We start from the raw sequence: 9423 nt of genomic DNA on the forward strand, positions 1-9423 counted from the left end.
CCTTGTACTTCTAATTACTCTGAAATTTGGCTCTGCATGTCAACTCCAAGATATCCTTCTCCCACAGCAAGTTTTGCGATCTCTCCCATCGTCAGTCCGTATGCAATGGGGATGGGATATAAACCCACAAACGATTTATACTCTTCCTCCAGGATCCAGCCGGCCACATACTCTCCCCCAAGTGGATTGGGACGATCTAAAATCCATAGCTCCTTTCCATTTTCAGCCACAGCCTCCATCACCAATCCCATGGTAGCATTGTAGGTGTAAAAACGGACGCCCCATATCCGGAAGATCAAGCAGGATTATATCTACATTTTCCAACATTTCTGCAGTTGGTTTTCGGGTTGAACCGTACAGCGAATACACCGGAATCCCTGTTTCCTGATCAATGCCGTCTTCAATTTTTTCTCCGGCCCCTGCTTGTCCCCGAAATCCGTGTTCGGCCGCAAAAAGTGCAGTAATATTCACCCCAAGATTCATCAAAGTATCCAGCATATGAATCCCATCAACGCGGGAAGTTGGATTCATGAGAAGCCCCACTCTTTTCCCTTCCAGTTCAGCAAGATGATTATCCAGTAAGACTTCTGCCCCGGTTTTTACTTCCGCTCTGATTTTGTGGCTGACGCCTCACATCCCCAAAGAAAGAAATAACAGTGAATACTGCGAGACAGGAATACTTTCATGGTCCTTATTTGAATTAACAGATATAAAAAAGTCCCGCTTAGAAAACTAAACGGGACTTGAAAGTAGTGGGTTTACCCCAATTTATTAAGCCTGATTTGCTACAACTTCAGATTCTGCAAAAAAGTAATTGGCTTCGATCTTTCCATTCTCCACGGAATCAGAACCGTGAATAATGTTTTCGCCAACGCTGTCGGCAAAGTCGGCACGGATGGTTCCTTCTTCAGCTTCATCAGGATTGGTAGCACCAATAAATTCTCGGAAATCTTCGATTGCATTTTCTTTTTCCAGGATCATAGGCACACAAGCTCCGCTGCTCATAAATTCACACAGCTCATCATAAAAAGGTCGCTCTTTGTGTACGGCATAAAATCCGCCGGCGGTATCTTTGGTGAGGCGGGTCATTTTCATTGCCAGAATCTTAAATCCAGCTTCTTGAATGCGTTTGGTAACTTCTCCGATCAGTCCTTTTCGTACACAATCGGGTTTTAAAATAGTCAGTGTTCTTTCTTTAGCCATTATTATTCTTTATTAAAATTTTGTAACATTTAGTGTGTTCAGTAACTCTATTATAGTGATTCAGATAAGATACGGGTTCGTTTATCAAGATTCGAACTTTTGTAAGTACAGAGTTATTCGGTTAGATAACATGAAGGAAGGACAAAAGCAGTTTTATAATTGGAAGTTTGATCTGGCGATCTCACCGGAGACGTTATGGCCGTATATTTCTGACACAAATCGCCTGTTTCGAAAGCTCGGAGCTACGCCTGTCACCCAGGCTTCGGTATCGCGGAATATTCCAAAAGGATTTTTAGAGCTCAGTCACCATAAGCTAAAATCGTATGTAACGCTGGACTGAAGAACCCTATTTATGGGAAGAACCATTTCGCTGGAAGTGTAAAACGGCATTATAAAGTAGGTCCACTCAAACATATTTCTATTTCAGTGAATCGATTCCATACCGAAAACGGTACTATCACTTTACATTCGAGTAAATATTCATCCCTCCAGTATAGTTGCTTTTCTTACCTGATTAAACTTTATACGGAGTATTTCATTAAACGCCGACTTACCAAGTATCTTCAAACAAGTTGATGAAAGCTGTGAGCAAAGGAGTTGAAGCCTTATGAAGTCACTAAAATCAAACAAGACTGGTGCGGGGAGCAAATCGAAAGATCTCAAAAGTTTAAAGCAGGAACTGATTGATGCATTGCAAACGAAAACGGATTGTAAATCGGTTGATTGAGCTCATTACCTATGCAGAAGATGAAGACCTCGAACGTATTCACCCCTATGCCCTTGCTGAATATTGGGGGGAGAAAAAGTTCTCCGTACTCAACGTTTTTCTACATGCAGCAAAACTGGATCTCTTAGATTTTGGGCTGGGATGTGTGCTGCCCGAAATGTAAATCTCCCAAACATCATTTCCGTAAAATGATGGAAGCTCGCGTTCATCTTTTTTGTGAAGATTGTGAAGCGGACTATACCATGGATTTCAACCGAAACATGCATCTGGTCTTCAAACCCCATCCGCTGATTCGCAAGATCTCCGATAAAAAATATTGCCTGGGCGGCACCTGACTCCAAAAGCTCACCGCGTACTTCAGCAATATATTGGTGATTGGCGAGAGATCGCTATCCACAGCTTGAACTGGAGGAAGGCACCTATCTTTTTAGAACGCATAATCACGAGGGGCATCTCATTTTACATGTTCGGGAAGATGGGCACGATAACATCAGTATTGCTATATCAGCGATGAGGAAATTCGAGCAGACAGGAAATCACTATTTCCAATACCCCAATCTTGATTATCAGGAATCACTCCTCAAAAAAAGCGGTCTGTTTTGTAGATAAAATGAACTGGAAATCAGAGGCTATTTATGCCAGTGAAGTGAGCTCCTCACCCGACTTCAAGACGCTGTTTGCCAAAGAGACTTTGAAGGATACCAGCAAAGTACAGGCCTCTGAAGTAACTATGTTGTTCACCGATCTGATGAATTCTACCGAATTATATGTGCAGGAAGGAGATGAATCGGCCATTGGACGCGTTATGGGGCACTTTAAGATTATCGAGCAGATTGTTGCTGAGGAGCGTGGCGGTATTGTAAAAACCATCGGCGATTCGGTGATGGCGGTTTTCTGGGAACCGGTTTCTGCCTTAAAGGCCGTTCAGCGAATTCAGCAAATATTTACCACTTCCTCATCGGTTGGCGAGGCATTCAAGATCAAAGCCGGCATCCATTATGGAGATTGTACAGCCGTAAACCTAAACGGACGCATTGACTATTTTGGGACTACCGTGAACATCGCCTCCCGGCTGGTTGATATTGCTTCTGAAAAGGAAATCATGGTTTCAGAAGCGGTATTCAATCATCCCGATGTGCAACTTGTATCTGGAGAAAAACTCAGAAAACCTTCTTTGTTAAAGAAAGCCATGAAAGAGCTGAAAGGCTTTGACGAAGAGGAATTTAAGGTGAAGCAGATACGTCTCGAACGTCCGCCAATGCGTTTGGTTATTTAGGGTTGCAGGTTTGCGTGACACGTGTTACAGTTAGTCTTCTTTGATGGAGTGAATAGCCAAGCAATTGGCATGAATCCTTCATTGAAGTAGCAGCAAGCTGCTCTCGCCCTCCAAAGGAACATTGGTTCCAGCGCCAATACACGCTTTTAAAGATGGTAAGGTTAGCGAATTGAAATAAAAGCTAAATTAGAAACGCTACCATCCCAAATTCTTGCTTTATAATGCTTTTATAATTGCTTTGGGCTTCGCATCTTTAGACGCTACTCACTCACATTCAAACGAATATTAACATTATGTCTGCCAAAAAAATTGATCCTTCTATTGCTGATACCGTTCAGCCCATGAAGCCGACAAAAAACATCGCTCTTATCGCCCATGATCATCGTAAACCGGATTTACTGGATTGGGCCAAATACAATCGCGAACATCTATCTGATCATAACCTTTTCGGTACAGGTACCACCGGATCGTTAGTTGCTGAAAAATTGGATCTCCCGGTTTTCACTTTCAAAAGTGGTCCGCTTGGCGGCGATCTTCAAATTGGAACTGCTATTGTTCAGAATGAAATTGACGTGATGATCTTTTTCTGGGATCCACTGCAAGCCCAGCCGCATGATGTGGATGTAAAGGCCCTTCAGCGTATTAGTATTGTGTACAACATTCCGATGGCCTGCAATCGCTCTTCAGCCGATTTTCTGATCACTTCTCCCCTCATGAAAACCAAATACGACCGCTTTATTGTAGATTACAGTCAACGGTTTAACAAAGATTTTGATGCCAAATAAACTATGCCGAAGAAAAAAGTCCCTACCTACAACAACACGCCGACAATCCCGTGGATTGGTATCCCTGGGGTGATGAAGCTTTCGCAAAGGCCAAAGCAGAAAATAAACCGGTGTTTTCTTTCCATTGGGTATGCCACCTGCCACTGGTGCCATGTGATGGCGCACGAAAGTTTTGAAGATCCTGAAATTGCTGAACTGATGAACGAGGCTTTCATCAATGTAAAAGTGGACCGTGGAAGAACGTCCGGATATCGACAGCACCTACATGACGGTCTGCCAAATGCTGACCGGACAGGGCGGATGGCCGCTTACTATCATTATGACGCCGGACAAAGAACCCTTTTTTGCCGGAACCTATATGCCCAAAGAAGCGCGATTTAACCGAATTGGACTCAGGCAGCTCATTCCCGGGGTGAAGGGCATGTGGGAAAATGAACCGCAGCGAGTCAAAAAAGCAACTGCTAAGATCCGGGAAGGATTTACAAGATCACAAGAATTTGAAAGCGGACAATTTCCCGGTACAGAAGCCGTCGATTTTGCAGCCGAACAGCTTTTGAACGCGTTACGATGCAAAAGCATGGTGGATTTGGTGAATGCCCCAAAATTCCCAGTCCCCATAACCTGATGTTTCTGCTTCGTCAGTGGTATTTGAAAGAAGATGAACGGTTTTTGCATGCGGTGGTACATACCCTGGAGCACATGCGGTTGGGCGGCATCTGGGATCATGTGGGCTATGGGTTTCACCGCTATTCCACCGACCGGGAATGGCTGCTCCCCCATTTTGAGAAAATGCTGTACGATCAGGCCCTGCTTATGATGGCTTACACCGAAGCCTGGCAGATCACACAAAAACCGATTTTTAAACAAACGGTCTATGAGATTGCCGAATATGTAAAGCGGGAAATGCTTCATCCAAAAGGTGGATTTTACTCCGCAGAAGATGCCGACAGCGAAGGCGAAGAAGGGAAATTTTACGTTTGGGAAAAATCAGAAATAGAAGAAGTTACTCGGAAATGAGGCTTCAAAATTCATTGAGCTATTTGGGATCACGGAAGAAGGAAATTTTGAGGACGAAGCCACAAAGCAGCGATCCGGTAAAAATATTCCTCACCTGAAAAAATCCTTAGATAAAGATGAAGCTCAGTGGTTTAAAAATATTCGCAAACAGTTATTTCAGGATCGGGAAGATCGCATTCGTCCACTTCGGGATGAAAAGATCCTGACCGACTGGAATGCCCTGATGATCGCGGCACTTGCCAAGGCGGGCTTTGTATTTCAGGAAAAAGAATTTACCGGGCTGGCTGAAAATGCGTTCCGGTTTTTGGAAGAACATCTTATCAAAGATGAGGAATTATTGCATCGCTATATGGATGAAGAGGCCGGAATTACGGCCATGGCCGATGATCACGCCTTCCTGATCTGGGCGGGAATTGAGCTGTATCAAGCTACTTTTAAGCCGCACTACCTGGAAAAGAGCCTGGAATGGAATCAGCAGTTCATCGAAAAATTCTGGGACGAAGAAAGCGGCGGATTTTACCTCAGTATTGCAGATGAAGACCAAGTGTACGGCCGCCAAAAACAGATCTATGACGGCGCCATCCCTTCTGCCAACTCAGTGTCCATGATGAACTGCATCCGGCTGAGCCGACTAACGGGCAACACCGAACTTGAGTCATACACCGATCAGATTGGAAAAGCCTTTTCTGTAGACCTGATTCGTTCGGGAAGCAGTATTACCCAAAGCATGCAGGCCATTCAATTTCTCAATGCTGATGCCAAAGAGATCTCCCTGATCGGTGAAACAAGATGAAGCTGAAGAGGTGCTTTCAGCCGTATGCAACGTGTTTTCCCCGTTTGCTGTAATGCATGTAGATCGGAAAACAAAACCGCAATCTATTTCTGAAATGGCCGGGTACACATCAACCCAACAGAAAAAAGAAAGACGCATCACTTTATATGTCTGCGAAGAACTTTAGGTGTGCATAACCCGTTACGGGACATACAGAAATAAAGAAAGTGTTGGCATAATCCGCCCTTTTTCTTTTATTGACCACCTAATTTACGCAGCAAGCCAATCCGTTACGTAGCTGATTGCGTACTCAATCATAAGAACATTATGCTGTTTTTTTTCATATCAACAATTGGAAAATTTCTTACAAAAGATGAGGACCGTGATCGTGAACTCATGGCTCGGATAAAAGCCAGGGACACCGCAGCTCTCTCAGAATTGTATGACAACTACTACCGGCTGCTTTTTGGATTGATCTTATCCATCCTTAAAAAAAGAGAAGAATCGGAGGATATTTTACAGGAAGTTTTCACAACGATCTGGGAAAAAGCAGAGCAATTTGATACAGAGCGAGGCACCGTTTATACATGGATCGTTTCCCTCACAAGAAATAAATCCATAGATCGGCTCCGTTCTAAAGTATATAAAGAGCAAAAAAAGCAATCTGTAAGCCTGAATGATGAAGATGTATTTCATCCATTGTATTCTGAGGAAACAAACCCTTTGGAAAACACTATTTTAACCGACAGGGCAAAAAGGCTTCACAATGCGCTGGCTGAGATTTCGGCAAAACAGCGAAAGGTATTGCAAGTAGCATATTTCAATGGAATGAGTCAAAGCGAGATCGCCGAAGAATTTGATATTCCGCTTGGCACTGTTAAAACCAGAATGCGGGATGGCATGATGAAACTTAGAGAGATTTTAGGCAAAGAATTAAAAGGATGAACAACCAAAATAACAAATTTGAAGAGCTTGCTTCCGCTTACGTTTTAAATGCGTTGAGCCCGGATGAGGAGCGTGAATTCAAGATCATGCTCGAAAATGCCACCGAGGAACAACTCGAGCTCTGTGATGATCTGCAAGCTACAGCAGCTGAAATAGCCACTCTTGTCTCTGGATGACTACTCCCTCTGCCGAACATGAAAGATCGCCTTTTAGAATCCATTAGGTCAGCCGAAACAATCGGCACGTATATGCATCAGCTTTCCTGGTATCGTTTTGCAGCTAGCGGCTTCTGTTGATCTTTATCCTTATCTCTGCCGGTCTGTTTTTATACACACAGAATTTATCGCAGGAAGTTGAACAACAATCTGAAGTTATAGCCGAGCAACAAACCACTATTCAGCGTTTGGAATCTGAGGTGGAACGCAAAGAAGAACTACTCACCATCCTGGAGGCCCGTGAGGTAGACCTTGTAATGATGGCCGGCATGGAAGACATGAGTCCGAATGGATATGGAAAAGTGGTATGGGATAAAGAAGGCGGCCGGGCTTTGCTACAGATCGCTAACCTTCCTTCCGTACCATCCGATAAAGATTACCAGCTTTGGATCATCGTAAATGGTCAGCCGATAAGCGCCGGCGTCTTTGCCGTGAATGATCCCCAAAAAGATAATTTTTTCAAGATCGAACAGCTTCAGACCTCCGCTGACGAAGGTGCTTTTGCCATCACCATGGAGCCCAAAGGCGGAATGCCTCAACCCACCGGAGACATGTACCTGTTAGGAAATATGTAATCTATTTTTCTTTTTGCACCTGTTTGTTGAACTCAGATTTTTAGGTTCATTTCTCTACTCTTTCCATAATCGTGCACAGATAAAAGCTTCTCATCCGGGAGGCTTTTTTCATTTAACCTGAGTTCGACAAAAAACGTAGCCCGGACAGCTTGTCCGGATATTTATATTCATCCCGGTTCATTCTAGTCGGGCAAGCTGCCCGACCTACGGCCCATTTTCAAGCCATCCCCAAAACCCATAATTCATTAAAACCATATTGCCATTTAGGATCAATTTACATCAATCATAATCTCTAGAATTCAAGTTTATTTAAAACCAATCCGGTTCACTTCATACTTCGTAGTGTTTAGTAAATAGTCCTATCTGGGACGTAATAAATGTTAATAAACACCTATAATTATGAAGTTAATAACTAAGCTACCATATTTGGTATTTGGTTTTTGCATGATGCTTTTTGGATTTAGTTTCCAAGCGCATGCCCAAACCACCTTAGAAGCACAACTCAGCGGGAGCAACGAAGTTCCTGCAATCACTTCCATGGCCAGCGGCATGGTCACCGCCACACTCGATGGAAATGAACTCACAGTGCGAAGGTTCTTTCGAAGGACTGCTAGCAGCCCCATTGCAACCAATATTGCCGGTGGAGCCCACCTTCATGCCGGAATGGCCGGTGAAAATGGCGGCGTCATTTTTCCACTTTCTATTACCGCTGATGGAGAAACGGCCGGAATGTTTGAAGCATCTAACAATACCTTCACTTTATCTGACGGACAAGTAGATACCTTGATGATGCGTGGAGTGTACGTGAACATTCACTCCGAAAACTACACAGGCGGAGAATTACGCGGACAACTGTTGCCTGAATCAGATGCCTATTATCGTTCAAATTTATCAGGAGCATTTGAGATCCCTTCAGCCAAAACAATGGCCAGCGGTTCTTGGTGTATGAACTTCGGGGAGATTCTCTTTTCGTATCCGGTACTTTTTCTGGATTGATGGACGAATTTGACGCTAGCATAGCCGGTGGTTCACATCTGCATATTGGTTCAGCAGGCTCAAATGGCGGTGTTGCCATTTCATTGAATGCCACGGTCTCAGAAGACAATCTATCGGGCGTATATTATGCCTCAGATAACGCTTTTGAGCTTACAGCCGATCAGAAATCAGCCTTGATGGATCGTATGGTGTACGCCAACATTCATACCCTGGCTTATGCCGGTGGAGAGCTCAGAGGACAAGTAGTGCCTGCCGCATCTACCACCTTTTTTGCACAGCTTTCAGGAAGTCATGAAGTACCTTCTGTAGCGACTGATGCTATGGGAGCAGCCGTACTTGAAGTTCATAATGATACGCTCGTTGTATCCGGTTCTTTTATGGGACTTGAATCTGCTTTCAATACAGAAGTTGGTTCTCATCTTCACATGGCCAATGCCGGACAAAACGGTGGCGTTGAAGTCACACTGGATGTTGCACTTGATTCAGAAAATGATGGCCGGAACTTATAACGTATCCGATAACATGTACACGCTGACCGCCGAGCAAAAGTCAGCTCTTTTTGCACGTAATATGTACGTAAATGTGCATAGTGTTGATGTGGGAAGTGGCGAGATCCGCGGACAAGTTCTGGGTGATGCAACCGCCTATTTTCATACCAATCTATCCGGATGGCATGAAGTACAACCTATTATGAGTTCGGCTTTTGGAGCTGCGTCTGTTGAGTTCATGAGCAACGGAAACATCATGCTAAGCGGTGGTTTTGCAGGATTGAGTTCTGCTGTGGCAACTGATATTGCCGGCGGTGGACATTTACATATTGGCGGAGTTGATGCCAATGGCGGTGTAGCTATTCCGGTCAACATCAGCCTTGGAGATAGTGATACTACCGGCTTTTTTGCATACTAGTCAGAA

At 44.1% G+C, this 9423-nt stretch carries 18 protein-coding genes and 2 pseudogenes; 17 read left to right on the top strand and 3 right to left on the bottom strand.

Going from position 1 to position 9423, the window contains the following annotated elements; genetic code table 11:
* Positions 1 to 14: 14 nt before the first annotated feature.
* The 3 genes from U5K35_RS07020 to ndk form a co-directional block, all read right to left on the bottom strand.
* Positions 15 to 239, bottom strand: coding sequence for an exo-beta-N-acetylmuramidase NamZ domain-containing protein (locus tag U5K35_RS07020; RefSeq protein ID WP_322570753.1), 225 nt, complete (start codon positions 237 to 239; stop codon positions 15 to 17).
* Entirely contained in the window at positions 223 to 531 is a 309-nt protein-coding gene (locus tag U5K35_RS07025) for an exo-beta-N-acetylmuramidase NamZ domain-containing protein (RefSeq protein WP_322570754.1), read from the bottom strand. Before U5K35_RS07025 ends, U5K35_RS07020 begins: the two co-directional genes overlap by 17 nt.
* Before the next feature lie 240 nt (positions 532 to 771).
* Positions 772 to 1203, bottom strand: coding sequence for a nucleoside-diphosphate kinase (gene ndk / locus U5K35_RS07030; protein ID WP_322570755.1), 432 nt, complete (start codon positions 1201 to 1203; stop codon positions 772 to 774).
* A gap of 130 nt (positions 1204 to 1333) precedes the next feature.
* Between ndk and U5K35_RS07035 the strand changes: the two genes are divergently transcribed.
* From U5K35_RS07035 to U5K35_RS07115, 17 genes and pseudogenes are all read left to right on the top strand, one after another.
* Positions 1334 to 1543, top strand: coding sequence for a hypothetical protein (locus U5K35_RS07035; RefSeq protein WP_322570756.1), 210 nt, complete (start codon positions 1334 to 1336; stop codon positions 1541 to 1543).
* Positions 1544 to 1889: 346 nt separating this feature from the next.
* The gene (locus tag U5K35_RS07040) at positions 1890 to 2093 is read left to right on the top strand and encodes a DUF5939 domain-containing protein (protein ID WP_322570757.1); all 204 of its coding nucleotides are present in this window, start codon (positions 1890 to 1892) and stop codon (positions 2091 to 2093) included.
* A 25-nt stretch (positions 2094 to 2118) separates the two neighbouring features.
* A complete protein-coding gene (locus tag U5K35_RS07045; RefSeq protein ID WP_322570758.1) occupies positions 2119 to 2265 on the top strand; it encodes a hypothetical protein in 147 nt (48 codons plus the stop codon).
* 275 nt (positions 2266 to 2540) lie between these two features.
* Entirely contained in the window at positions 2541 to 3206 is a 666-nt protein-coding gene (locus tag U5K35_RS07050; protein WP_322570759.1) for an adenylate/guanylate cyclase domain-containing protein, read from the top strand.
* A gap of 341 nt (positions 3207 to 3547) precedes the next feature.
* On the top strand, positions 3548 to 3991 hold the full coding sequence (locus U5K35_RS07055; protein ID WP_416221616.1) for a methylglyoxal synthase: 444 nt from the start codon (positions 3548 to 3550) through the stop codon (positions 3989 to 3991).
* Positions 3988 to 4044: pseudogene (locus tag U5K35_RS07060) on the top strand (hypothetical protein); the annotation flags it as partial. The gene U5K35_RS07055 and the pseudogene U5K35_RS07060, both read left to right, overlap by 4 nt.
* Before the next feature lie 19 nt (positions 4045 to 4063).
* Positions 4064 to 4165, top strand: a pseudogene (locus U5K35_RS07065) (DUF255 domain-containing protein); the annotation flags it as partial.
* A gap of 58 nt (positions 4166 to 4223) precedes the next feature.
* A complete protein-coding gene (locus U5K35_RS07070; RefSeq protein WP_322570761.1) occupies positions 4224 to 4616 on the top strand; it encodes a DUF255 domain-containing protein in 393 nt (130 codons plus the stop codon).
* Entirely contained in the window at positions 4616 to 5008 is a 393-nt protein-coding gene (locus tag U5K35_RS07075; protein ID WP_322570762.1) for a hypothetical protein, read from the top strand. Before U5K35_RS07070 ends, U5K35_RS07075 begins: the two co-directional genes overlap by 1 nt.
* 223 nt (positions 5009 to 5231) lie before the next feature.
* Positions 5232 to 5801, top strand: coding sequence for a hypothetical protein (locus tag U5K35_RS07080; RefSeq protein WP_322570763.1), 570 nt, complete (start codon positions 5232 to 5234; stop codon positions 5799 to 5801).
* On the top strand, positions 5788 to 5967 hold the full coding sequence (locus tag U5K35_RS07085; RefSeq protein ID WP_322570764.1) for a hypothetical protein: 180 nt from the start codon (positions 5788 to 5790) through the stop codon (positions 5965 to 5967). Before U5K35_RS07080 ends, U5K35_RS07085 begins: the two co-directional genes overlap by 14 nt.
* 140 nt (positions 5968 to 6107) lie before the next feature.
* The gene (locus U5K35_RS07090) at positions 6108 to 6725 is read left to right on the top strand and encodes a sigma-70 family RNA polymerase sigma factor (RefSeq protein WP_322570765.1); all 618 of its coding nucleotides are present in this window, start codon (positions 6108 to 6110) and stop codon (positions 6723 to 6725) included.
* Positions 6722 to 6901, top strand: coding sequence for a hypothetical protein (locus tag U5K35_RS07095; RefSeq protein ID WP_322570766.1), 180 nt, complete (start codon positions 6722 to 6724; stop codon positions 6899 to 6901). The genes U5K35_RS07090 and U5K35_RS07095 overlap by 4 nt, the downstream gene beginning before the upstream one ends.
* Before the next feature lie 116 nt (positions 6902 to 7017).
* Positions 7018 to 7515, top strand: a complete 498-nt coding sequence (locus tag U5K35_RS07100; RefSeq protein ID WP_322570767.1) for an anti-sigma factor — start codon at positions 7018 to 7020, stop codon at positions 7513 to 7515.
* A gap of 399 nt (positions 7516 to 7914) precedes the next feature.
* Positions 7915 to 8511 (top strand): CHRD domain-containing protein, encoded by a 597-nt coding sequence (locus U5K35_RS07105; protein ID WP_322570768.1) that lies wholly within the window; start codon positions 7915 to 7917, stop codon positions 8509 to 8511.
* Complete coding sequence (locus U5K35_RS07110) at positions 8457 to 9020, top strand: CHRD domain-containing protein (RefSeq protein WP_322571748.1); 564 nt, start codon at positions 8457 to 8459, stop codon at positions 9018 to 9020. The genes U5K35_RS07105 and U5K35_RS07110 overlap by 55 nt, the downstream gene beginning before the upstream one ends.
* The gene (locus U5K35_RS07115) at positions 9001 to 9417 is read left to right on the top strand and encodes a CHRD domain-containing protein (RefSeq protein ID WP_322570769.1); all 417 of its coding nucleotides are present in this window, start codon (positions 9001 to 9003) and stop codon (positions 9415 to 9417) included. The genes U5K35_RS07110 and U5K35_RS07115 overlap by 20 nt, the downstream gene beginning before the upstream one ends.
* The last annotated feature ends 6 nt before the right edge of the window (positions 9418 to 9423 follow it).

This window comes from Rhodohalobacter sp. (assembly GCF_034521535.1).
Classification (GTDB): domain Bacteria; phylum Bacteroidota; class Rhodothermia; order Balneolales; family Balneolaceae; genus Rhodohalobacter.